Annotated in this window: 21 protein-coding genes; 2 read left to right on the top strand and 19 right to left on the bottom strand. The window is 65.0% G+C overall.

The genetic code is table 11. The annotated features are described in order from the left end of the window. Positions 1 to 36: 36 nt before the first annotated feature. The 13 genes from murB to efp form a co-directional block, all read right to left on the bottom strand. Entirely contained in the window at positions 37 to 981 is a 945-nt protein-coding gene (gene murB, locus AB6N07_RS11960; RefSeq protein WP_370678022.1) for a UDP-N-acetylmuramate dehydrogenase, read from the bottom strand. Next, positions 981 to 2,393 carry a UDP-N-acetylmuramate--L-alanine ligase gene (murC, locus tag AB6N07_RS11955; RefSeq protein ID WP_370678021.1) on the bottom strand — a complete coding sequence of 471 codons (1,413 nt, stop codon included), beginning with the start codon at positions 2,391 to 2,393 and terminating at the stop codon, positions 981 to 983. Before murC ends, murB begins: the two co-directional genes overlap by 1 nt. Then, on the bottom strand, positions 2,390 to 3,517 hold the full coding sequence (murG, locus tag AB6N07_RS11950; RefSeq protein WP_370678020.1) for an undecaprenyldiphospho-muramoylpentapeptide beta-N-acetylglucosaminyltransferase: 1,128 nt from the start codon (positions 3,515 to 3,517) through the stop codon (positions 2,390 to 2,392). Before murG ends, murC begins: the two co-directional genes overlap by 4 nt. Positions 3,518 to 3,520: 3 nt before the next feature. Next, positions 3,521 to 4,678 carry an FtsW/RodA/SpoVE family cell cycle protein gene (locus AB6N07_RS11945; RefSeq protein ID WP_370678018.1) on the bottom strand — a complete coding sequence of 386 codons (1,158 nt, stop codon included), beginning with the start codon at positions 4,676 to 4,678 and terminating at the stop codon, positions 3,521 to 3,523. Continuing rightward, positions 4,678 to 6,087, bottom strand: a complete 1,410-nt coding sequence (gene murD, locus AB6N07_RS11940) for a UDP-N-acetylmuramoyl-L-alanine--D-glutamate ligase (RefSeq protein ID WP_370678017.1) — start codon at positions 6,085 to 6,087, stop codon at positions 4,678 to 4,680. The genes AB6N07_RS11945 and murD overlap by 1 nt, the downstream gene beginning before the upstream one ends. Positions 6,088 to 6,100: 13 nt before the next feature. Next, positions 6,101 to 7,204, bottom strand: a complete 1,104-nt coding sequence (gene mraY, locus AB6N07_RS11935) for a phospho-N-acetylmuramoyl-pentapeptide-transferase (protein WP_370678016.1) — start codon at positions 7,202 to 7,204, stop codon at positions 6,101 to 6,103. Positions 7,205 to 7,455: 251 nt separating this feature from the next. Continuing rightward, positions 7,456 to 10,314: a UDP-N-acetylmuramoylalanyl-D-glutamyl-2,6-diaminopimelate--D-alanyl-D-alanine ligase gene (locus AB6N07_RS11930; RefSeq protein WP_370678015.1), complete on the bottom strand. Its 2,859-nt coding sequence runs from the start codon at positions 10,312 to 10,314 to the stop codon at positions 7,456 to 7,458. Positions 10,315 to 10,433: 119 nt separating this feature from the next. Further along, complete coding sequence (locus tag AB6N07_RS11925; RefSeq protein ID WP_370678014.1) at positions 10,434 to 12,164, bottom strand: peptidoglycan D,D-transpeptidase FtsI family protein; 1,731 nt, start codon at positions 12,162 to 12,164, stop codon at positions 10,434 to 10,436. Further along, on the bottom strand, positions 12,161 to 12,538 hold the full coding sequence (locus tag AB6N07_RS11920) for a hypothetical protein (RefSeq protein ID WP_370678013.1): 378 nt from the start codon (positions 12,536 to 12,538) through the stop codon (positions 12,161 to 12,163). Before AB6N07_RS11920 ends, AB6N07_RS11925 begins: the two co-directional genes overlap by 4 nt. Continuing rightward, positions 12,535 to 13,542, bottom strand: coding sequence for a 16S rRNA (cytosine(1402)-N(4))-methyltransferase RsmH (gene rsmH / locus AB6N07_RS11915; RefSeq protein ID WP_370678012.1), 1,008 nt, complete (start codon positions 13,540 to 13,542; stop codon positions 12,535 to 12,537). The genes AB6N07_RS11920 and rsmH overlap by 4 nt, the downstream gene beginning before the upstream one ends. After that, positions 13,539 to 14,006, bottom strand: coding sequence for a division/cell wall cluster transcriptional repressor MraZ (mraZ, locus tag AB6N07_RS11910; RefSeq protein ID WP_370678011.1), 468 nt, complete (start codon positions 14,004 to 14,006; stop codon positions 13,539 to 13,541). The genes rsmH and mraZ overlap by 4 nt, the downstream gene beginning before the upstream one ends. 638 nt (positions 14,007 to 14,644) lie before the next feature. Then, entirely contained in the window at positions 14,645 to 14,806 is a 162-nt protein-coding gene (locus AB6N07_RS11905; RefSeq protein WP_370678010.1) for an entericidin, read from the bottom strand. 168 nt (positions 14,807 to 14,974) lie between these two features. Next, positions 14,975 to 15,544 (bottom strand): elongation factor P, encoded by a 570-nt coding sequence (gene efp, locus AB6N07_RS11900; protein ID WP_370678009.1) that lies wholly within the window; start codon positions 15,542 to 15,544, stop codon positions 14,975 to 14,977. A gap of 106 nt (positions 15,545 to 15,650) precedes the next feature. Between efp and epmA the strand changes: the two genes are divergently transcribed. Beyond that, entirely contained in the window at positions 15,651 to 16,700 is a 1,050-nt protein-coding gene (gene epmA / locus AB6N07_RS11895; RefSeq protein ID WP_370678008.1) for an EF-P lysine aminoacylase EpmA, read from the top strand. 4 nt (positions 16,701 to 16,704) lie between these two features. On the opposite strand, the gene AB6N07_RS11890 is transcribed toward epmA, so the two are convergent. From AB6N07_RS11890 to AB6N07_RS11875, 4 genes are all read right to left on the bottom strand, one after another. Next, on the bottom strand, positions 16,705 to 17,085 hold the full coding sequence (locus AB6N07_RS11890) for a VOC family protein (RefSeq protein WP_370678007.1): 381 nt from the start codon (positions 17,083 to 17,085) through the stop codon (positions 16,705 to 16,707). 11 nt (positions 17,086 to 17,096) lie between these two features. Continuing rightward, complete coding sequence (locus AB6N07_RS11885) at positions 17,097 to 18,236, bottom strand: MFS transporter (RefSeq protein ID WP_370678006.1); 1,140 nt, start codon at positions 18,234 to 18,236, stop codon at positions 17,097 to 17,099. Between the two features lie 19 nt (positions 18,237 to 18,255). Beyond that, positions 18,256 to 19,026 (bottom strand): DeoR/GlpR family DNA-binding transcription regulator, encoded by a 771-nt coding sequence (locus AB6N07_RS11880; RefSeq protein ID WP_370678005.1) that lies wholly within the window; start codon positions 19,024 to 19,026, stop codon positions 18,256 to 18,258. A gap of 123 nt (positions 19,027 to 19,149) precedes the next feature. Then, entirely contained in the window at positions 19,150 to 19,779 is a 630-nt protein-coding gene (locus AB6N07_RS11875) for a TetR/AcrR family transcriptional regulator (protein WP_370678004.1), read from the bottom strand. A gap of 135 nt (positions 19,780 to 19,914) precedes the next feature. Between AB6N07_RS11875 and AB6N07_RS11870 the strand changes: the two genes are divergently transcribed. Beyond that, the gene (locus AB6N07_RS11870) at positions 19,915 to 20,646 is read left to right on the top strand and encodes an SDR family oxidoreductase (RefSeq protein WP_370678003.1); all 732 of its coding nucleotides are present in this window, start codon (positions 19,915 to 19,917) and stop codon (positions 20,644 to 20,646) included. A gap of 2 nt (positions 20,647 to 20,648) precedes the next feature. Here AB6N07_RS11870 and hemF read toward each other — a convergent pair whose 3' ends face one another. Then, on the bottom strand, positions 20,649 to 21,566 hold the full coding sequence (gene hemF, locus AB6N07_RS11865; RefSeq protein WP_370678002.1) for an oxygen-dependent coproporphyrinogen oxidase: 918 nt from the start codon (positions 21,564 to 21,566) through the stop codon (positions 20,649 to 20,651). A 114-nt stretch (positions 21,567 to 21,680) separates the two neighbouring features. Continuing rightward, the gene (locus AB6N07_RS11860; protein ID WP_370678001.1) at positions 21,681 to 22,124 is read right to left on the bottom strand and encodes a BA14K family protein; all 444 of its coding nucleotides are present in this window, start codon (positions 22,122 to 22,124) and stop codon (positions 21,681 to 21,683) included. Positions 22,125 to 22,163: the final 39 nt, after the last annotated feature.

Genomic DNA, 22,163 nt, shown 5'->3' with positions numbered 1-22,163 from the left:
GCCCCAATGCCCGGTTTCAACCGTCCGAACGCCAAATCACTTGCCGAGAAACGGTTCGACCTCGGCGCCCGGCGCGAAAGCACCGAGCCGTTTGATCTCCCAGTCGAGCCGGATGCCACTGGTCTCGAACACCCGCGCCCGCGCCGTCTCGCCGAGCAGCTCCACGTCATGCGCCGTCGCTTCGCCGGTGTTGATCAGGAAATTGCAATGCATTTCCGATACCTGAGCGTCGCCGATCTTGAGGCCACGGCAACCGGCGGCATCGATCAGCTTCCAGGCCGACTGTCCCGGCGGGTTCTTGAAAGTGGAGCCGCCAGTGCGCGCCTTGATCGGCTGCGACGCCTCGCGATGCTCGGTGACCGCCTTCATCGCCAGGGAGATGCTCTCCTTGTCGGCGGGAACGCCTTCCAGCACCGCCGACGTGAAGATGAAGCCGGCTGGCGGCGCCGAATGGCGATAGGAATAGCCGAGCTCGCCGACCGGCAGCGTCACCGCCTCGCCCTCTCGGGTAACGCCACGCACCTCGACCACCCGTTCGGCGGTCTCAGAGCCATGGGCTCCGGCGTTCATGGTCAGCGCGCCGCCGAGGCCGCCGGGAATACCGTGGTAGAAGGCAAAGCCCGAAAGGCCGAGTTCCAGCGCCTTGGCGGCGAGGAACTTGTCGGGAATGGCGGCACCCGCCCGAATGCGCGTGGGCGACAGCGCCTCGGCGCCGCCGAAACCACGCACCGACAAGCGGATCACCACACCCTCGATGCCGCCATCGCGGATCAAAAGGTTGGAGCCAAGCCCGATGACGGTGACCGGCACATCCCGCGGCAAAAGCTTCAGGAAGGCCTGGAGGTCGGCCTCGTCAGCCGGCAGGAACAGGATTTCCGCCGGACCGCCGACCCTGAACCACACGAGGTCCTTCAGCGACCGGTTGTCTTCGATCGGGCCGCGGATATGCGAGGTGTCGCCGAGACGGGCGCAAAGGGTCATCACTCTACCCCCGCCAGTGCCTTGAGCTGCCCCGGCAGCGCATAGGCCCACTGGGTGATGTTGCCGGCGCCGAGACAAACCACCATGTCGCCCGGCTTGACGATCGAAGCGATGGCGCCGGCAAGCTTGTCAGGGCCTTCGAGGGCGCGGGCGTCGCGATGGCCGGCCGCCTTGATGCCGGAAACGAGGTGATCCTTGTCGGCGCCCTCGATCGGCTGCTCACCGGCCGGGTAGACGTCGCCGATGATCACCGTGTCGGCGTCGTTGAACGCCTTGCAGAAGTCCGGGAACAACGAATGCAGGCGGCTATAGCGGTGCGGCTGCATCACCGCCACCACCTTGCCGGTCGCCCCCTCGCGCGCCGCCCGCAGCACCGCCATGATCTCCACCGGATGATGACCATAGTCGTCGTAAACGGTGACGCCGTTGAAGTCGCCGGTGCGGGTGAAGCGACGCTTGACACCGCCAAAGGCTGCGAGGCCCTTGCGGATCGCCTCAGCCGAAATGCCGAGCCGGTGGGCGACGGCGATCGCCGCCGTGGCGTTGGAGACATTGTGGCGGCCGGGCATCGGCAGTTCCAGTGCCGGAATGACCGTCTCTTCACCGCTGACACGATCGCGGATCTCCACCGAAAAGCGTGAGTGACCGCCCTCGATCCGGAGGTCGGTGAAGCGGGCGTCAGCCTGCGGGTTCTGGCCGTAGGTGATGATCCGGTGATCCTCGATCTTCGACACCAGCGCCTGCACCTCCGGGTGATCGAGGCACATCACCGCGAAGCCGTAGAAGGGCACGTTCTCGATGAACTGCCGGAAGGCGGCGCGGGCGGCGTCGAACGTGCCGTAGTGGTCGAGGTGCTCGGGATCGATATTGGTGACGATTGCGATGTCGGCCGGCAGTTTCACGAAGGTGCCGTCGCTCTCGTCGGCCTCCACCACCATCCAGTCACCGGCGCCCATGCGAGCGTTTGTACCGTAGGCGTTGATGATGCCACCGTTGATCACCGTCGGGTCGAACCCACCGGCATCGAGCAGCGCCGCCACCAGCGAGGTGGTGGTCGTCTTGCCGTGGGTGCCGCCGACGGCGATCGCCTGCTTGAAGCGCATCAGCTCGGCCAGCATCTCGGCTCTACGGACGATCGGCAGGTGCCGCTCGCGGGCCGCCACCAGCTCGGGATTGTCGTGCTTGATCGCAGACGACACCACCAGCACCTCGGCGGCGCCGAGGTTTTCGCCCTTGTGGCCGATCATCACGGGGATGCCGGAGGCGCGCAGGCGCTCGACGTTGGCGCCCTCGGCTTGATCGGACCCTTGCACGCGGTAGCCGAGGTCTTGCAGCACCTCGGCGATGCCGCTCATGCCGATGCCGCCGATGCCGACGAAATGAACCGGCCCGATGTCGCGGGGCATTTTCATGGACGTATTTCCCTAGAAGCAAAATCGGCGGGCTTGCCGCCGGAGGCGATGAATTCAACGAGATCGGCGAGCCGCTCCACCGCGTCGGGGCGACCTTCGCCCTTGGCGGCCGCGGCCATGGCAGAGAGACGCTCAGGCGCCCGCGTGAGACCGGCTATGAGGTCGGCGAGTTTCTCCGGCGTCAGCGATGCCTGCTCGGCCATAAGGGCGCCACCGGCCCTCTCCAGACCGATAGCGTTGGTCTTCTGGTCGTTGTCGAGGGCATGCGGCAGCGGCACCAAGATCGATGGCCGGCCGATGACGGTCAGCTCCGCCACCGACGACGCGCCCGATCGGCAGACAACGAGGTGAGCATTGGCGATCCGGGCCGGCAGGTCGGTGAAGAAGGGCGCGATCTCGTGGTCGATGCCGAGCCGGGCGTAGATGGCGCCGACCCGGTCGATGTCCTCGGGCCGAACCTGCTGCACGAGGCGCAGCCGGGCCGCAATGTCGGCCGGCAATTTTTCCAGCGCCGGTGGCACGATTTCGCCGAACACCCGGGCGCCTTGGCTACCGCCGAACACCAGAAGGTCGATCTTGCCGTCCGCTTCAGGCTGGCGGTAGGGCGCCACGGCGGCGAGCACCTTCGGCCGCACCGGATTGCCGGTGACGACGGCGCGAGCGGCGCCGGTGCCCATCAGGCCGGTATCCTTGAAGGTGGTGGCGATCGCCGTCACCCGCGAGGCGAGGAAGCGGTTGGCGCGCCCCATCACCGCGTTGGATTCATGGACGATGGTCGGACGGTGGGTCAGCCAGGCGGCGAGAAGCGGCGGCAGCGTCGGATAGCCGCCAAAGCCGATGGTCACCGCTGGGTCGAGACGGCGGACCAGCGACAGCGACTGCGCTTCGCCGAGCACCAGATTGGCGGCGGACTTGAGCAAACCGAGCGGCGAGCGGTCGCCAAAGGTCGCCGAGGCGATGATGTGGATCTCGCGGGCCGGGAACTCGGAGCCGTAATTATTGGCGCGATGATCGGTGGCCAGATGCACGTCGAAGCCGCGTGGGGCGAGCGCATAGGCAAGCGACTCGGCGGGGAAGAGATGGCCGCCGGTTCCCCCGGCGGCGATCAGAATGGTACGGGTCATGGATCAGCCTCGGCTTGGCAGCGGCGAAAATTCGATCGGTGCCACGAACCGGGTCTGGTCGGGCCGCTTGCGGGTCAGTGCCAGCAGCATGCCCATGGAGAGCGCCACCGCCACCAGCGACGAGCCGCCATAGGAAATGAACGGCAGCGTCATGCCCTTGGCCGGCATCAACTGCAGGTTCACCGCCATGTTGATGCAGGACTGCAGACCGAACTGCATGATGAGGCCGGTGGCCGCGAGGCGGACATAGCTGTCGTTTTCTTTCAGCGCATGGCTCATGCCGCGCAGCACCACGAAGGCGAACACCAGCACCAGACACATGCAGAGCACCAGGCCGAATTCTTCGCCGAGCACGGCGAACACGAAGTCGGTGTGGCTGTCGGGCAGGATGCGTTTGAACGTGCCCTCGCCCGGTCCCTGCCCCCACCAGCCGCCATTGACGAAGGCTTCCTGCGCCGTCTGCACCTGGAAGGTATCGCCCGCCTCGGGGTTCATGAAGCGCTCGATACGCGAGCGAACATGCGGCACCAGGGTATAGGCCGAGAGGATGCCGCCGGCACCAGCTCCGGCGAAAACAAGGATCCACATCCAGCTCATGCCGGAGATAAAGAACAACCCCGCCCAGGTCAGGCAGATCAGCATGGTCTGGCCGAAGTCAGGCTGAGCGATGAACAGTGCAGCCACGATGCCGAGCAGCAGCATCGAGAAACTGCGACCGGGCAATTCCGGCCGCTTCTGACCCTCGGCGAGCAGGAAGCCGACCAATACGGCGAACATCGGCTTCATGAATTCCGACGGCTGCACCGACATGCCCAGGATGATGATCCAGCGGCGACCGCCCTTCACCTCCGGGCCAATCAGCAGCGTCAGGATCAACAGACCGACGCAGACGACAAAGCCCACCAGCGCCATCCTTCTGATGTGCTTCGGCGATAGGAAGGAAACGGCGATCAGCGTGAAGACGGCGGGGATGGCGAACATCGCCTGACGCTTCACGAAATAATAGCTATCGGCGATGCCAATGCGTTCGGCGACGGCGGGACTCGCCGCCAGCGACAGCACGATGCCGCCGAAGATCAGCGCCAGAAAGGCGATGAGCAGCAGTTTATCGACGGTGAACCACCAGTCGGCTATCGGGTTTCGTTCGGCACGCGAGACCATCAGGCCTTCTCCTGGAACGGCTTGACGCGAGGATCGGTAAGCACGAGTTCGCGGAAGTGATCGCCGCGTACCTCGAAGTTCTTGAACTGGTCGTAGGACGCACAGGCCGGCGACAACAGCACCACCGCCTCGCTGCCGCCCGCCTCGGTGGCTGCCAACGCATCGGTCAGCGCCTCGGAAACGGCACGATCGAGCGTCTCGACGATGGTGTTCGGCACCGCGTCGCCGATGGTGGCGGCAAATTCCTCGGCGGCGACGCCAATCAGGTAGGCCTTGGCGATCTTCGGGAAGTAGCCGGTGAGCGAGGTGATGCCGCCGCTCTTCGGCTTGCCGCCGGCGATCCAGTAAATGTGGTCGTAGCTTGCCAGCGCCTTAGCAGCCGCGTCGGCGTTGGTCGCCTTGCTGTCGTTGACCACAATCACCGAACCGCAGCGACCGATCGGCTCCATGCGATGAGCAAGGCCGGGGAAAGTCTCGATGCCCTTGCGCACCTGATCGAGCCCGAGGCCCAGCTTGCGTGTCGCCGCCACCGCCGCCGCCACGTTCTGGGCGTTATGGACGCCTCTCAGGATCGGATGGCCGTGCAGGTCGTAGACTACCGTCTGGGAAAGCCCCATCGGTTCGATGATGCGGCCCGACACCGCCCAGACGCCTTGTGCCACCGAACCGCGCGTCGAAATGCGCAGCGTCTCGAGACCCTTGGATTCCCGCCGCGTCGCCATGGCGGCGCTGAGGGCATCGTCGATGCCGACGACGGCCACCTTGGCGCCCTCGACCAGCTTCTCCTTCACCGCCGCGTAGCCCTCGATCGAGCCGTGACGGTCGATGTGGTCCTCGGTGAGGTTGAGCTGGATGCCGACGGTCGGATCGATGCCGGGCGACAGGTCGATCTGGAAGGACGAGCACTCGATGACGTAGAAGCGATCGGGCGCCAGATCCTTGAGGCCGAGCACCGCCGGCCCGAAGTTGCCGCCGATCTCGACGTCCTTGCCGGCCGCCTTCAGGATATGGTGGATCAGCGCCGTCGTCGTCGACTTGCCGTTGGTGCCGGTGATGGCAACGAAGGGCGCCGTCGGCGCGCGGAATTTCCGCTCGCGGGCGAACAGGCAGATGTCGCCGATGATCTCGACGCCGGCGTCGCGGGCGATCTTCACCGACCAATGCGGCTCGGGATGGGTCAGCGGCACGCCGGGCGCCAGCACCAGCGCCGTATAGGCGCCGAACTCGGTACCCCGCCAGTCGGTCACTTGGATCTCGCGCGCCTCGGCGGCGGCACGGGCGCTCTCGTTGTCGTCCCAGGCGATGACCTCCGCCCCTCCGGCCACCAGCGCTTCCGCCGTGATCAAGCCGGAGCCGCCGAGGCCGAACACCGCGACGCGTTTGCCTTTCATCGAGGTGATAGGGATCATCGCCAGGTCTCCGTCAACGCAGCTTGAGGGATGACAGACCGATCAGCGCCAAGACGACGGCGATGATCCAGAAACGGATCACCACCTGCGATTCGGTCCAGCCGAGCTGCTCGAAATGATGGTGGATGGGCGCCATCTTGAAGACGCGCTTGCCGGTGAGCTTATACGAACCCACCTGGATGATCACCGACACCGCCTCCAGCACGAACAGGCCGCCGACGATCGCCAGCACGATCTCATGCTTAACCGAAACGGCCACCGTGCCGAGCAGGCCGCCGAGCGCCAGCGAACCGGTATCGCCCATGAAAATGGCGGCCGGCGGCGCATTGAACCATAGAAAGCCGATGCCGGCGCCGATCACCGCGCCGCAGATGACGGCCAGCTCGCCCGTACCCGGCACGAAGTGGATCTGCAGGTAGTTCGAGAACACGTAGTTGCCGGCGAGGTAGGAGATCAGCGCGAAGCTGGCCGCCGCGATCATCACCGGCACGATGGCGAGGCCGTCGAGGCCGTCGGTGAGGTTCACCGCGTTGCCGGCCGACACGATCACGAAGGCACCGAACGGCACATAGAAGTACCAGAGGTTGACCATCAGCGTCTTGACGAAGGGGAAGGTCAGCGAGGTGGCGAGGTGTTCCTCACTGGGTACCGATGTGGCTTGAGCGGCCGACATGATGACGAGGCAGGCCAGCATGGCGATCACCGCCTCGAGCATCAGCCGGGCGCGGCCGGAGAGGCCCTTGTGCGACTGCTTGGTCACCTTGAGATAGTCGTCGTAGAAGCCGATGGTGCCGAAGGCGACGGTGACGAGCAGCACCGTCCACACGTAGGGGCTCTTGAGATCGGCCCAGAGCAGCGTCGCCACCAGGATGCCGGAGAGGATCATCAGGCCGCCCATGGTCGGCGTGCCCTTCTTGGCGAGATGGCTCTTGGGGCCATCCTCGCGAATCGGCTGGCCTTTGCCTTGGCGGACGCGCAGCGAGGAAATGATGGCCGGCCCGAACAGGAAGACGAACAGCAGCGCCGTCATCACCGCGCCGCCCGTGCGGAAGGTGATGTAGCGAAAGACATTCAGGACCGACAACTGCCCCGCCCAATCGGCCAGATAGACCAGCATTTTCCCAACTTCTCCATTATGCGAAATCCGACCGACCGGGCCGGAGCTCGCATTCCGTATTTCGACAAATCCGCCCCTGCGCCGCGAACTTTCCGAAATTCCCCCTCCGACAAACAAGCGGCCGGAGATCGCATCGAACACTGCCGCCGGGGTATATTCACCCTCATGTACCGGCAACGCGGCCCCGTATTAGTCTCTCTGTCCTGCGTTGCCTACCCGTGTCGGATACGACAATTCAGGCTGACGCCTCGCTAGCGAAAACGAGCGATCAGCGCCTCCACCAGCGGCCCCATGGCGCTGCCGAGCGAGCCCTTGACCATCAGCACGTCGCCCGCGCGGATATCGTCGATCAGCGTGTCGATAAGGGTCTTGGACGTCTCGGCATACGAGCCGCGCATGGCGCGCGGCAGCTCTTGCCAAAGGTTGTGCATCAGCGGGCCGGCGCAGAACACGGTGTCGACCTTCGCCGCCTTCAACGGCTCGATCAGCTCGGCGTGCAGCTTTGCCGCCTCGGTGCCAAGTTCCAGCATATCGCCCAGCACGGCGACGCGGCGGCCCTGCCCTTCCACCGACGCCGCTCCGAGCAGCGCGATCGCCGCCCGCATCGAGGTGGGATTGGCGTTGTAGCTCTCGTCGATCAGCCGTGCCGTGCCACCGAACATCGGCAGCACGTGGCGTTTGCCGCGTCCCTTGGGCTGCTTGTGACCTTGGAGGGCCAGCATCGCCCGCATCAGGTCGCCACCGACGATCTTGACGGCGGCCAGCACGGCCAGCGAGTTCTGCGCGATGTGCCGGCCCGGCGCGCCCAGCTTGTAGGCAACGCTGTCGCCGAGGATGTCGGCGGTGATTGTGGTGCAATCCTCTTGCAATGAGCACTTGAGAAGCCGAGCTTCCGCCTCGGGATGTTCGCCGAAGAACACCACCTTGGCGCCATGGGCGCGGGCACGCTCGGCCAGCAGCGATGCGAACTCGCTGTCCCGGTTGAGAATAGCAGTACCGCCCGGTTCCAGGCCGGCGAAGATCTCGGCCTTTGCCTCGGCGATCGCCCTCACCGAAGAGAAATACTCAAGATGCACCGGCGCCACCGTGGTGATGATGGCGACATGCGGCCGAACCATCTTGGTGAGCGGCGTGATCTCGCCAGGGTGGTTCATGCCGATTTCGAATATGCCGTAACGGCTGCCGGTTGGCATGCGGGCGAGCGTCAGCGGCACGCCCCAATGGTTGTTGAAGGAGGCGGCCGAGGCGTGCACCGCGCCCGAGGCGGAAAGTGCTTCGCGCAGCGCTTCCTTGGTCGACGTCTTGCCGACCGACCCCGTGACGGCGATCACCTTGGCGGCGGTGCGCTCGCGCGCCCGGATGCCGAGCCGCCCCAGGCTGGCGAGCACGTCGTCAACCACCACCAGCGGACCGATATCGGCCGGCAGGGACGAGCGCTTTGCCTCAGAAACGACGGCCACCGCCGCGCCCTTCTGAAGCGCCTTTTCCACGAAGTCATGGCCGTCGAAGCGATCGCCAGCGATGGCGAAGAAAGCGCCGCCACGCTCGACGGTGCGGCTGTCGATGGAAATGCTGTCGATGGGCGAAAGAGCACCCTCGACACGGCCTTGCAGCGCCGTGACGAAATCGCCCTCGGGCCACAGCGACCGATCGGACGGCGTCAGACCCGGCGTCGCCAATACCGCCTCGTGGTCGGAATAATGCACCGTCTCGCGGCCGATGATCTGCCCGGTCTCGTGGCCCTTGCCGGCGATCAGGAACACATCGTCCGGGCCGAGCATGGCGATGCCCTGGCGCACCGCCGTCGTCCGATCGCCGATCTCGATGCCGCCGGGGCAGCCGGCCAGCACTTCCGAACGGATGGTCGCCGCGTCCTCGGTGCGCGGATTGTCGTCGGTGACGATGGCGACATCGGCAAGACGGGCGCAGACCTCGCCCATCTGCGGCCGCTTGCCCTTGTCGCGGTCGCCACCGGCGCCAAAGGCGACGACGAGACGGCCGACGGTAAATGGCCTCAGCGTCTGGAGCGCCACTTCGAGGGCGGCCGGCGTATGCGCGAAATCGACAAACACCGGCGCTTGCGACGGTGCGTAGCCGACCAGTTCAAGCCGCCCCTTGGCACCCTTGATGCCGTCGAGCGCATCGAGCGCGTCGGAGAGCGACACCGAACCTTCGGCGGACGCCAGCGCCGCGGCAACCAGCGCATTCGACACCTGGAAGGCGCCGACCAGCGGAATGCGGACCGGCCGAGGTCCATCACCGATATCGACGGTGGCGACCTGTGCCCAACCGTCGCGGGCGACGTCGAGAATGCGGATGCGGTTGCCAGCGGCTCCGACCGTCTGAAGATCGAGGCCGCAGATGCGAGCGGCCGAGGCGAATGCCTCGCCGTAGACATCGTCGAGATTGACGACGGCGCCGGAGCCGGGATGCAGGATGGTGTCGAACAGCCGCATCTTGGCGGCCATGTAGGCTTCCATCGTGCCGTGATAGTCGAGATGGTCGCGCGACAGGTTGGTGAAGGCGCCGGCCGCCACTTCGACGCCATCGAGCCGGCGCTGAATGAGGCCGTGCGAGGAGGCTTCCATCGCCACATGATCGATGCCGTCGGCTGCAAGATCGTGCAGCGTCCGGTGCAGCGTCACCGCGTCGGGCGTCGTCATGTTGCCGTAAGCGTTGCCGGCCTTGGTCGTCACGCCGACGGTGCCGATCGATGCCGCTTCGTAACCAGCCGAAAGCCAGATCTGGCGAACGAAGGCGGCAACCGATGTCTTGCCGTTGGTGCCGGTCACCGCCACCACCGTCTTCGGCTGCGGTCCGTAGAAGCGGGCGAGCATGCGGGCGAAGCGGCGGGCGGGATCGGGATCGCGCAGCACCGGCACGCTGAGGCCGGCAGGCAGCTCATCCTCGGTGTCGGCGAGCACCACCGCCGCGCCCTTCTCGATGGCCTGGGGAATGAAGTCGATGCCCTTGGCGCGGGTGCCGGGCAATGCCACGAAAAGCGAACCGGGAACAACCTCACGGCTATCGGCGGTGACGCCGGTGATCGATATACGGCGCAAGGCCGGATCGAGCGTGAGGATATCGGGCGCAAGTTCGGCGAGCTTCATCTGTCCGTCCATATTTGAATCGCAAGACGCCGCACACTGTCCTCGATTTGCGATCGAAATGAGGACAACTCACTCTTTCCACACCGCCCCTCGCCACCCGCCCGGCAAAGGCGGCGGCGTCAGTAGGCGGCCATCAGCGGCACGTCGACATCATCGAAGCGCGGTTCGACGTTCAGCATCGGCGCGATCCGGCCGATGATATTGCCGGCCGTCGGCCCGGCATTCATACCCGCGGTGGCCGGCAGGCCGGGCCGCTCGGGGTTGGGCTCGTCGAGAACCACCAGCACGAGATATTGCGGGTCGTCGATCGGGAAGGTGGCGACAAAGGCGTTGAAGCGCTTGTCGTTGGAGTAGCGGCCATTTACGACCTTTTCGGCGGTGCCGGTCTTGCCGCCGATGCGGTAGCCGGGAATGTCGGCCGACTTGCCCGAACCGCCGGGCGCCAGCACGTTGAGGCGCATCAGGTAGCGCATCTGCTCGGAGGTCGACTGCTTCAGCACCCGCTTGCCGATCAGGCGCGCCTCCTCCTCGGTGCGCGGGAAGAAGGTCGGCGGAATGAGGATGCCGCCGTTCATCACCGCGCTCGCCGCCGTGGCGGTGGCCAGCGGCGACACCGAGATGCCGTGACCGAAGGACACGGTGACGGTGACGAGGTCGGACCAGCGCTTGGGCAGGATCGGCCGGGCGATCTCCGGCAGTTCGGTCGGCACCTTATCCATCAGCCCCAAACGTTTCAGGAACTCCTGCTGCCCCTCTGAGCCGACCTTCAGCGCCTCGCGGCCTGTACCGACGTTGGACGAGTAGATGAAGATCTCCGGCACGGTCAGCACGCGGTGCTTGCCATGGAAGTCGTGGATGGTGAAGCCACCGATGTTGAGGCTCTGGGTGGCGTCGAAGCTGTCGGTGAGCTTCACCTTGCCCGAATCGAGCGCCATCGAGGTGGCGAATATCTTGAAGGTCGACCCCATCTCGTACACCGCAGCCGAGGCGCGGTTCATGTTGTTGGGATCAAGCGCTTCGACCGGGTTCATCGGGTCGTAGTCGGGCGCCGACGTCATGCCGAGCACTTCGCCCGTCTTGACGTTGAGCACCACGGCAGCCGACGATTTCGCCGTATAGCGCTGCATCGCCGCCGTGATCTCGTCGTGCAGCACCTGCTGCACGCGCAAGTCGACGGACAAGCGGATCGGCTCGAGATTGTTCGAGGCCATGCCCGCCTTCTGCAGATCGCCGAGCCATTGGTCGTCAATGTATTTCTCGATGCCGGCGATGCCCTGATTGTCGATGTTGACGTGGCCAGTGACGTAGGCAACCGTCCGGCCCGACGGATAGAAGCGCTTGTTTTCAGTCAGGAAACCGATACCCGGAATGCCAAGGCCATGCACGGCCGCCTGCTGGGTCGGCGTGATTTCGCGCTTCAGCCAGACGAAGCCCTGCTTGGAGGCGAGGCGCTGGCGCACCGCATCGGTGCCGAGATCGGGGAAGACGGTGGCGAGCTGCTCGGTCGCCTCGTCCGGATCGACGATGCGGCGCGGCTCGGCATACAGCGAAGCGAACTTGATGTCGGTCGCCAGAATCTCGCCGTTACGGTCGAGAATATCGGGACGGGCCGCCGACACCGCCGCCTGGGCATTGCCGAGCGTTACCGATTCCTGCGGCAGGCTGACGCCCATCTCAACCAGACGGCCGATGATGGTGCCGTAGACAAGAATGAAGCAAGCCGAGGTGAGGAAAAGCCGGCTGCGCATGGTATCGCCCGCGCCGCGCCGCGCGGACGCACGAAAATCCTGGCCGGCGGTGACTGCCGTCGGCTCGGCGGACTTTCGGAACGGACCAAACCGGAAATTCATTGTACCCGTCTCGTATTATCTTGGATTTGTGGCAGGACCGCCGAGCCGTCCGCCGACTGCTCGGTCGGCAGACCAACCGGCGGCACCACGGGCTTGGCCGGAATGTCGGCCAGCGTGCCGATATGATTGGAGGACATCGGGGTCAGGTTCAGAATGTCCTGATGCCGCGCGAGAAGATCGTTCATGCGGGCCGGCCGCGTCAGCAGCGCCCATTCAGCCTTGAGCAGCGAGATGTCCTCACGCGCCTGGACGATTTCCGCCTGCTTCTTGTTGATGTTCTCGGCGGCAATCTCCGCCTCGTATTTCATGTCGTAGACGGCGGCCGCCGACAGCACCATCAGGAACACCAGGAGGGCGTTGATATAGCGGGTCATGGCCTGTCCCTAAAAAGGCTGGGAACGCCGAGCGCGTCCCGGTCGATCGACCGGGACGGCGCTTCGGTGCGAATGCCGAACCTGAGCTTGGCCGAGCGGGCGCGTGGGTTGACGGCGAGTTCCGCCTCACCGGCATCGATCGGCTGCCGACCCTCAAGGTGGAAAGTGGCGGGCGGCACCGTCGCCTCCGGCAAATGGCGCGAACCGCCAGCCCGCTCGCGCGAACGGTCGGCGAAGAAGCGCTTGACGATGCGATCCTCAAGCGAATGGAAGGTGACGACGACGAGCCGGCCGCCCGGCTTCAACACGCGCTCGGCGGCGGCGAGAGCATCGGACAACTGGTCGAGTTCGCCGTTGACGTGGATGCGCAACGCCTGGAAGGCGCGCGTTGCCGGATGCATCTCGCCAAAGCGCTTGCCGCCCAGCACACTTTCGATGGCCGCCACCAGTTCCGACGTTCGGGCGAACGGCTCGCTGTCGCGCCGCGCCACGATCGCCTTGGCGATACGCATCGACTGCTTCTCTTCGCCGTAGATCCAGAACAGGCGAGCGAGTTCCTTGGGTTCCAGCGCGTTGACGACGTCGGCCGCCGTCGGTCCGGAAAGGCTCATGCGCATGTCGAGCGGGCCGTCGGCGCGGAAGGAAAAGCCGCGCTCGGCCCGGTCGAGTTGCATGGAGGAAACGCCGATATCAAGGACGACGCCATCAACGGAGGCTTCGCCAGCCTCAGTGGCCAATCGGTCAAGTTCGGAGAAGGTGCCGGGCACCAGCGTCAGGCGGCCAGCGCTGGCGGCAACCAGGGCGGCACCCGCCTCGATCGCCGTGGGGTCGCGATCGATGGCAATGACACGGCCGGCGCCTGCCTCAAGCATGGCACGGCTATAGCCGCCGGCACCGAACGTGCCGTCGATCGCCACTGCGCCATCAAGCGGCGACAGCGCCGAGAGCACCTCGGCGATGAGAACGGGAATGTGCGGCGCAGCGCCGGCTTCGAGCACGGTCATGCGCCATCCTCCGGCTTCTGGGCCGGCTTCGGCGCGCGCCGAAGCGCCCGCGCCCGCTCGCGCGCTGTCAGCTCGTAGGCCGCAAACCGCGTGGGTTCCCAGATCTGGAACTTGTATCCTTGGCCGACGAACGTGACCTCGGTGGTGATGCCGGTGATGTCCAGCAGCGTCGGCGTCAGGCCGATACGCCCCTCGCTGTCGACCGTCAGACGATCCGAGGAGCCATAGAAGGCCGTCGACAACAGGTCGTGATCCTCGGAAAACGGCGTGTAACGAGCAAGATTGCGCTCGATTTCGGCGAGCAGCTGGTTGCCGCCGCAATCCACCGCTTCCATGTCGATCGACGGATAGCAGTAGAGGCCTTCGAAGCCATCGCGCGACAAAACCTGCCGAAAAGGCGCCGGGATGGACACCCGCCCTTTCCGATCGATCTTGTTGGTGACGCGCGATACGAAGCCGTTCATCGATCCCCGCAGCCCGCCGCGAGCGGTGCATGATTTCAATTCTTGCTGGCCGAAATACTGCTCTCAGAGAAGCAATCCGACTTGGCGGCTCGCGTGACGCGGACACAACCGGCGACCGACAGGGTCGTTGCATTCTGCAAGACTCCCTTACGGCTGCGCCCGGCTTCGAATGCCCGCCCAACTCTCGAAATTCACGAGACGTCTGACTCGGATCACCTGCTTGCCGGGATGATTTGGGATAGCATGGGATCATGTGGGACGTCAACGAAAGCCAAGCGACACGCACTGCCTGACGACAGCTCTCAACATTTATGAGGCGTTAGGCTTAACAAGTCGTTCACCCGCCGGAATCCGCTACGCGGCGCCAATTCCGAGCGCCGGTGAGGCCGACGATCCCAAAGAAAATCGCCGGAATTTCGGCTAGAAAAAAATCTACGCACCCAGGCTGGAACGCACGCTGTTTCGTCGAACGGGGAGGACGGCAGAAATTGCCCGGCCTTGACGCGGCATCGGCCCTTGCTCGCGCAAAACAAAAGCCCCGCCCTCCTCGCGGAGAGCGGAGCCTTGAAAAGACGAAGCAGGGTCGAAAGGAGCCTGTTCGCCCATGTCATCCCATGCCGGCACTAGCCGACGGACGCTCAGCGACGAGCGGCGGTGCCAACATTGTGGCCGGCGCTCTGGGTGGCATCAACGACGTTGGCAGTATCCTTGCCTGCGCCACGGATCGTGTTGGCGCAACCGCCGAAAGCAACGACCGAGAGAGCGATGACACCGATGCTGAGAATGGACTTTACGGACATGGAAGAGCCTTTCCTATTGGATCGCGGCCGATTGGGGCCTGTCTAGGATACGCGCGAACCCTGCTCTTGGTTCCACCTCGACAAAAGAGAACGCCCGGAGGCGAAACCTCCGGGCGTCGGATCGGCGTTCAAGAGCTGGATTGAAAGGTCCCAGCGGGTGAGACTAACTCAATCCTTGGCGCGCTCGACGTAGGAGGCGTCCTCGGTCATCACCACGATACGGGTACCAACAGCGACGAAAGGCGGCACCATGGTGCGCACGCCGTTCGACAGAATGGCCGGCTTGTAGGAAGAAGCCGCCGTCTGGCCCTTCACCGCCGGTTCGGTCTCGACGACCTCAAGGGTCATGCGCGCCGGCAACTCGATCGACACGGGAAGGTCGTTATAAACGCCGATTTGGCATTCCATATTCTCAGCCAGGAAGGGCGCGCGGTCGCCGACCACTTCCTTGGGCACAGAGATCTGCTCGTAGGTCGTCATCTGCATGAAGGCGAAGCCGTGATCTTCCTCATAGAGGAAGGTGTAGGGCTGCTCGTCGATCATCGCCTTTTCGACCTGCTCGGTGGTCTTGTAGCGCACCGACACCTTCACGCCATCGTTGATGCGGCGCATGTCGATCTGCGTGGTGGGCGTGCCCTTGCCCGGATGGAAACTCTCGGCCAGCAGGACGACGTGGAGCTTATCATCCAGCTCGACGACGTTGCCCTTGCGAATTTGGCTAGCGATGACCTTGACCATGACGTATCGGGTATCCTGAAAACGGGTGGCGCGGCCTCGGAACGCTGGCTCCGGGCGCGGATCGCGTCTCTCCTGACATTTTTGAAGCAGAAAAGGAAGAGGCGGAATGCACGAAACGCCCGGAGAGTCGCCCTGGTGGTCGGCCGAGCGGCATCTCGCACGCCGTCCCTTCCTTACCGCCCGTGGCCAGATCAAGCGCGCCCTGCGCACCTGGTTCGATGAGGCAGGCTTCACCGAAGTGGAATGCCCGGCACTGCAAGTGTCGCCAGGCAACGAAGCGCATCTCCACGCTTTCGCCACCGAGAAGGTCGGCCTCGACGGCAGCCGCGCGCCGCGCTACCTCCACACCTCGCCGGAATTCACCGCCAAGAAGCTGCTCGCCGCCGGCGAGACGCGGATCTTCGATTTCGCCCGCGTCTTCCGCAACCGCGAGAAAGGCGCCCTGCACTCCTGCGAATTCACGCTGCTCGAATGGTACCGAGCGAACGAGCCTTATGAGCAACTGATGGACGACGCGGTCGAGCTGATGCGTCTTGCCGCCACAACGCTCGGGCGTGATCGCTTCCTCTGGCGTGGCCGCGCCGCCGATCCTTTCGCCGACGTCGAAAAACTCACCGTCGGCGAGGCATTTTCCCGCTACGCCGGCATCGACTTGCTCTCGACGCTCACCGACGATCCCGCGGCACCCGATCGCGATGCCCTCGCGGCGCAAGCGTTGGCGCACGGCTATCGCGTCGTCGCCGACGACAGCTGGACCGACATCTACTCCCGCATCCTGGTGGAGAGCATCGAGCCGAACCTCGGTATGGAGAGGCCAACCATTTTCTACGAATATCCTGTCTGCGAGGCCGCTCTCTCCCGCCCCGTCGCGCGCGATCCGCGCCTTGCCGAACGCTTCGAGCTCTATGCCTGTGGCGTCGAACTCGCCAATGCCTTCGGCGAGCTGACCGATCCGGCCGAACAGCGCCGCCGCTTCATCGAAGAGATGGACATCAAGGAGCGCATCTACGGCGAGCGCTACCCGATCGATGAGGACTTTCTCGCCGCCCTCGCCCACATGCCACCGGCATCGGGCATCGCGCTCGGCTTCGAGCGGCTGGTAGTCCTGGCCAGCGGCGCCCGCTCCATTGAGGACGTCGTCTGGGCGCCCGTCTGACGGATCAACTGGTGATTTCGATGCGGATACCATCCGGCGCGGCGATTACCGCCTCATAGAAACCATCGCCAGTCCGACGCGGCCCCGACAAAAGGCATCCCTCCTCGTCGCAACGGGCGGCCAGCGCGTCAACGGCGGTCTCGCTCCCGAGCGAGATGGCGATATGATCCCAGCCGGCCCGTTCGGTCGGCGAGGCCGCATCGACCCATGGCCCGGCCATCAGTTCGATGGCGGCACCATCCGGCAGCCTGACGAAGCGTGACCGAAAGCCCGGACGATTGCGGCTCTCGTAAAGATCGCCCACCTCGGCCTCGAAATGGTCGCTCCAGAAAGCGGCGGCCGCGTCGAGGTCGTGGGTCCACAGGGCGATATGGGCAAGGTGCATCGTCCGTCTCCTCAGTGCGGGCGCCCCGCCACCCGGCCTGCCGTCAGCGTCACCAGCAAGAGCAGCGCCGTCAGCATCCACAGCGACGCGGGAAGGCTGGTCAGCTTGGCGACAAAGCCGATACCGGCCGGTCCCACCAGCATGCCGGCATAACCGGTGGTGGTCACGGCGGCGACGGCGAGGCCGGCCGGCATGATGGACTGATTACCGGCCCGCCGGAACAGCACCGGCACGGTGTTGGCGAGTCCGATGCCGATCAGCAGAAAGCCCATCATGGCAACAGCAACGATCGGCGCCGTCAACACCAGGACGAAACCAGCGATGCCAATGAGGCCACCCCAGAATAGCGTCGCCCGGTCTCCGATCCGGCCGACCACCGCATCGCCAGCGAGGCGCATCACCGTCATGGCAATGGAGAACACCATATAGGCCATGCCGCCCTGCTCTGCCCCGACGAGCCCTTGGCCCGTGAGGAAGAGCGCACCCCAATCGAGCACAGCGCCTTCCACGAGAAAGACGATAGCCGTCAACACGGCAAGCAGCAGCACAAAGCCACGCGGCACGGCGAATAGCGGAGCACCCTCGGCCTTCACAGCTTTTAGGAGGCGCGGGGCAATCGCAACGGTGGTGGCCAGCATCAGCGCGGCGGCCACCAGCATGGTCGGCAGCGGCCCGAGCTGCACCGACAGCAGGAAAGTGGCGAACACCGAGCCAATGAAGCCGCCAACGCTGAACAGGCCGTGGAAGCCAGACATCAACGGCCGCTTGGCTGCCTTCTCCACCTCGACAGCGTGAATGTTCATGGCAACGTCGAGCGAACCGAGCGAGCCGCCGAACAGGAACAACGCGGCACCGAGCATCAGCGGCGTCGACGCCACGGCGAGCAGCGGCAGGACGACAGCCATGCCGATCGCCCCGCCAATGACGATCGGCTTGCTGCCATAACGAGCGCTCAGCATGCCGGTCATCGGCATGGCGACCACCGAGCCGATGCCGAGGCACAGAAGTAGCAGTCCCAGCACGCCGTCGTCGACGGCAAGCCGCGCCTTGGCATAAGGGATCAGTGGGGCCCAGCAGGCGACGCCAAAACCGGCGACCAGGAAGGCAAGGCGCGTGGCAAGCCGGGTGGCTGGCCGATCTGCGGATATCATGCTCTCGAACTCCAAAAACTCATATCGGATCGCCGGCCGACAAAACCTCGGCACCGGCTCCCTTTAGGTCGGCAAGCAGCGCCTCTGGCGCATCCTGTTCGACGACGAATTGTGAAAAGGCGGAAATCTCTGCGACGCGGTAGGGCGCGCGGGCGGCGAACTTGTCGCTGGTAACGAGCGCCGCGCTGCGCCGGCTCATCGCCATCACGGTACGCTTGAAACGCGCATCGGCATGATACTCGGCGCCAACGCCATTGGCGGCCGACACGCCGCAGACGCCGATAAAGGATAGGTCGATGGCAAGGTGCGAGACGGCCGCGACGGCGACGGCATCGACCGCGCCGCCGACGGCGGCATCCACGGCGCCACCGATCATCAAGAGATCAATATCCTGCCGTGCCAGCACGGCGGCGGCGACGTCCACCGAATTGGTGGCGACCGTCAGCCCGAAGTCCTCAGGCAACGCATCGGCCAGCAAAACATGCGCGCTGCTGGAGTCGAGGAAGACCAGCTCGCCCCGCCCAACCAGCCCGGCCGCGCGCGCCGCCAGCACCCGCTTGCGATCCATACCATCGCCAAGACGCGCCGATATGGGCTTCGCCGTCAGCGGTAGCGCACCGCCGTAGACGCGGCGGCAAAGCCCTTCGGCGGCCAGTGCCCGGAGATCACGGCGGATGGCATCTTCGGAAACGCCGAATTCAGCGGCGAGTTGGACGGACGCCACCGACTGCCCCTCGGCGAGGCGGACGGCGATCAGATCACGGCGAGCAAGGGGAAGTTCATCAGCCATGGCGCCTTATAACGTGCACAAACGAGAACGACAACATGCATCAACGAGAATGAACCGTTTTTTTGAATCGTTATGCAATAGCCACATCGGCAGCCGGCATCTCGTCAAGATCGGTCCTGTCGATCAGGCTCCTTGTGACATCCAGGCCGCTTGAACGGAGTTCGCGGCGGTGATGGTACGGTCCGCGGGAAGTTTGACAGCCTCCAGATAGGCAACGCACATCACGATCAATTGCCTCAGCACCGTGCGACATTCATCGAGCGGCAGATTGCGCTCGAACACGCCGCGGACCGTTCCGAAGATGCTAGCCAACAGCGTGAGGACAACCGTCGGCAGGTCCTCGAAGGCGGCATCGCTTGCACTGGCGAACATCGCCGCGGTCGCGGCGTCGACACGGCGGATAAACGCCGCCACCAGCGGCTCGTTGTCGATCTCCACAACGGAGCGATAGAGGGCGCGGGTCGCCTCGACCCGTTCCGTCTTGGCCTGCCAATAGGTCGTCACCAGCGCTTCGACCATCTGGCCGATCGGAGCGCCATGCCGTGCCCGGCAGGCCTCCTCCACCTTCGCCGCCACCGCGTCCAGGTAGCGCTCGTTCAAGGCATAGAACAGCGCCTGCTTGTGCGGGAAGTATTGGTACATCGTGCCGACGGAGACACCCGCGCGCTCGGCCACCCGCGTCGTCGTCAAACGGCGGGGACCATCGGTGACCAAAACCTGAATGGTCGCTTCGAATATGGCGTCGAGCGTCACCGCCGCGCGGGCCTGACGCGGCCTTTTCCGGGGAGAGAGATGCGAGGGAGGGCTCGTGGTCAAAAGCGAATCCTCAAACTGAATGATCCTTCATATCCTAGAGCCGATCACAGCCCAAGACAGAAGGATCCCTTCATGACCAACACCCATCGCATCGCCCTCATCACCGGCGCCAACAAAGGCATAGGACTGGAGATTGCCCGCCAGCTCGCCAAGGCCGGGGTCTTCGTCATCATCGGCGCCCGTGATCCCGGCCGGGCGGGAGCGGCGGTTGACGACCTCGCGTCCCAGGGGCTGGCCGCAGCGTCGGTCCACATCGATCTCAACGATCTCGAGAGTATCGCAGCGGCGGCGGAGACGATCCGGGCGGACCATGGCAGGCTCGACATTCTGGTCAATAACGCGGGCATCGTCGATGCGGAGGACGGCCCGCCGACCGCGTCCTCGCCCGAGGCCGCCCGGCGGATCATGGACACCAACTTCATCGGCACCTTGGCGGTGACGCAGGCCATGCTACCACTCCTGCGGCTGTCGCTGGCGGCGCGCATCGTCAACCTGTCGAGCTCTCTGGGCTCCCTGACGGTCAATGGCGACCCGACATCGCCCTACTATGCCGCGCGGCTGATCGGTTACAACGCCTCCAAGGCGGCCCTCAACATGTTGACGGTGCAACTCGCACAGGAGCTGCGTGACACGCCGATCGTCGTGAATTCAGTCAGCCCCGGCTATGTGAAGACCGACCTCACCGGCCACACCGGCTTCATGACGCCCGAGGAAGGTGCGAGACTGCCGGTCAAATACGCCCTGCTCGGTGACGACGCCGTATCCGGCCGGTTCGTTGGGGCCAGCGGCGAGACGCCCTGGTAAACTCACGGCCATTTGGCGAGCGGCGGCATCGACGACAGAATACTGTCGACGTTGCCACCGGTTTTCAGGCCGAACACCGTGCCGCGATCGTAGAGCAGGTTGAACTCGACGTAGCGGCCCCGCCGCACCAACTGCTCGTCGCGCTCGGCCGCCGTCCAGGGCGTCCGCATGTTGGCGCGAACGAGGCGTGGGTAGATGTCGAGAAAAGCAAGCCCGAGGTCGCGGGTGTAGGCAAAGTCGGCCGCCCAGCCAGCATCGGAATGCAGGTAGTCATAGAACACGCCGCCGATGCCGCGCGTCTCGCCACGGTGCTTCAGGAAGAAATACTCATCGCACCACGCCTTGTAGTCGGCATAATCAATGTGCGCGTGGGCGGCGCAAGCCGCCTTCATCGCCGCGTGGAAGGCGATGGTATCGGTATCGTCCTGCGTGCGCCGCGCATCGAGCATCGGCGTCAGATCGGCGCCGCCGCCGAACCACTGGCGGCTGGTCACCACCATGCGGGTATTCATGTGCACTGCCGGCACGTGCGGGTTCTGCATGTGGGCGATCAGCGATATGCCACTTGCCCAGAAGCGGGGATCCTCTTCGGCGCCCGGCATCTGCGCCCGGAACTCCGGCGCGAATTCGCCATGCACGGTGGAGACGTGGACGCCGACCTTTTCGAAAACGGCGCCTCGCATCAGGCTCATGACACCACCGCCGCCCGGCGCGCCGCTATGGTCGGTGCGCTGCCAGGGAGTCCGAACGAAACGGCCCGGTTCGACGCCGGCGGCAACAGCGCCCTCGGCCTCGATTTCCTCGAAAATGGTGCAGATGCGGTCGCGAAGCTCGGCGAACCAGTCGGAGGCGAGTGCCTTCTTGCCCTCGAGATCGGGCGGCAGCGCTGTCGGCGCAAGAGAGGCGGCGCTGGTCGGCATGGGCAATAACTCCGGTGTCACGGAGCGTGATTTAGTCGCTTTCACCCATCCTTGCCAAGCAAAGAGACGAAGCGGCGGTTGTTACCGCCGCCTCGTCTTGTTCAGTCGTCAGTCTCAATAGGGCGAAACGCAGCGCTGGCGCGGCCCACGGTTGGGCTGGAAAGTATCGCTATAGGGGTCATAAGAGCGATAGCGGCTCTGGCACCAGCGCACGTGGTCGACCGGCATGGCAACGCCGACTTGCGGCCGGGGCGCCTGCTGTGCGGCCATGCCGCCGACGATCGCCGCGCCGAGGCCGAAGGCAGCTAGCGGATACCACCAGCCATCGTTATTCCGGCGGTAACCCGGGCGGTAGTCGTGATAGCCGCGATGGCCGTTCCAGGAGCGGAAACGATCTCTGCGGGGAGGTTCGATCATCCGGCCCGCGTCGTTGCTCCACTGCGCCTTTTCTATGTGCGCCGGGCTGGCGAGAGCCGGGACGGGAAATGCCTGAGCGGGCACAATCGAAGTAAGCGCCATGACGGCGGTCAGGGCGGTAGCGGCAAGTGTCTTGATCATGATTGGGCCTCCTCGGCTGTTCATGCTCTATAAGCGCGT

Origin of the sequence: Pleomorphomonas sp. PLEO (assembly GCF_041320595.1) — a bacterium.
GTDB lineage: Bacteria > Pseudomonadota > Alphaproteobacteria > Rhizobiales > Pleomorphomonadaceae > Pleomorphomonas.
This window is presented reverse-complemented; position numbering and strand designations above follow the sequence as displayed.

Bases quoted from the DNA above. Each gene is read 5' to 3' on its own strand.
- murB (WP_370678022.1), bottom strand. From the start codon at position 981: ATGACCCTTTGCGCCCGTCTCGGCGACACCTCGCATATCCGCGGCCCG.
- murC (WP_370678021.1), bottom strand. From the start codon at position 2,393: ATGAAAATGCCCCGCGACATCGGGCCGGTTCATTTCGTCGGCATCGGC.
- murG (WP_370678020.1), bottom strand. From the start codon at position 3,517: ATGACCCGTACCATTCTGATCGCCGCCGGGGGAACCGGCGGCCATCTC.
- AB6N07_RS11945 (WP_370678018.1), bottom strand. From the start codon at position 4,678: ATGGTCTCGCGTGCCGAACGAAACCCGATAGCCGACTGGTGGTTCACC.
- murD (WP_370678017.1), bottom strand. From the start codon at position 6,087: ATGATCCCTATCACCTCGATGAAAGGCAAACGCGTCGCGGTGTTCGGC.
- mraY (WP_370678016.1), bottom strand. From the start codon at position 7,204: ATGCTGGTCTATCTGGCCGATTGGGCGGGGCAGTTGTCGGTCCTGAAT.
- AB6N07_RS11930 (WP_370678015.1), bottom strand. From the start codon at position 10,314: ATGAAGCTCGCCGAACTTGCGCCCGATATCCTCACGCTCGATCCGGCC.
- AB6N07_RS11925 (WP_370678014.1), bottom strand. From the start codon at position 12,164: ATGAATTTCCGGTTTGGTCCGTTCCGAAAGTCCGCCGAGCCGACGGCA.
- AB6N07_RS11920 (WP_370678013.1), bottom strand. From the start codon at position 12,538: ATGACCCGCTATATCAACGCCCTCCTGGTGTTCCTGATGGTGCTGTCG.
- rsmH (WP_370678012.1), bottom strand. From the start codon at position 13,542: ATGACCGTGCTCGAAGCCGGCGCTGCGCCGCACATTCCCGTTCTCATC.
- mraZ (WP_370678011.1), bottom strand. From the start codon at position 14,006: ATGAACGGCTTCGTATCGCGCGTCACCAACAAGATCGATCGGAAAGGG.
- AB6N07_RS11905 (WP_370678010.1), bottom strand. From the start codon at position 14,806: ATGTCCGTAAAGTCCATTCTCAGCATCGGTGTCATCGCTCTCTCGGTC.
- efp (WP_370678009.1), bottom strand. From the start codon at position 15,544: ATGGTCAAGGTCATCGCTAGCCAAATTCGCAAGGGCAACGTCGTCGAG.
- epmA (WP_370678008.1), top strand. From the start codon at position 15,651: ATGCACGAAACGCCCGGAGAGTCGCCCTGGTGGTCGGCCGAGCGGCAT.
- AB6N07_RS11890 (WP_370678007.1), bottom strand. From the start codon at position 17,085: ATGCACCTTGCCCATATCGCCCTGTGGACCCACGACCTCGACGCGGCC.
- AB6N07_RS11885 (WP_370678006.1), bottom strand. From the start codon at position 18,236: ATGATATCCGCAGATCGGCCAGCCACCCGGCTTGCCACGCGCCTTGCC.
- AB6N07_RS11880 (WP_370678005.1), bottom strand. From the start codon at position 19,026: ATGGCTGATGAACTTCCCCTTGCTCGCCGTGATCTGATCGCCGTCCGC.
- AB6N07_RS11870 (WP_370678003.1), top strand. From the start codon at position 19,915: ATGACCAACACCCATCGCATCGCCCTCATCACCGGCGCCAACAAAGGC.
- hemF (WP_370678002.1), bottom strand. From the start codon at position 21,566: ATGCCGACCAGCGCCGCCTCTCTTGCGCCGACAGCGCTGCCGCCCGAT.
- AB6N07_RS11860 (WP_370678001.1), bottom strand. From the start codon at position 22,124: ATGATCAAGACACTTGCCGCTACCGCCCTGACCGCCGTCATGGCGCTT.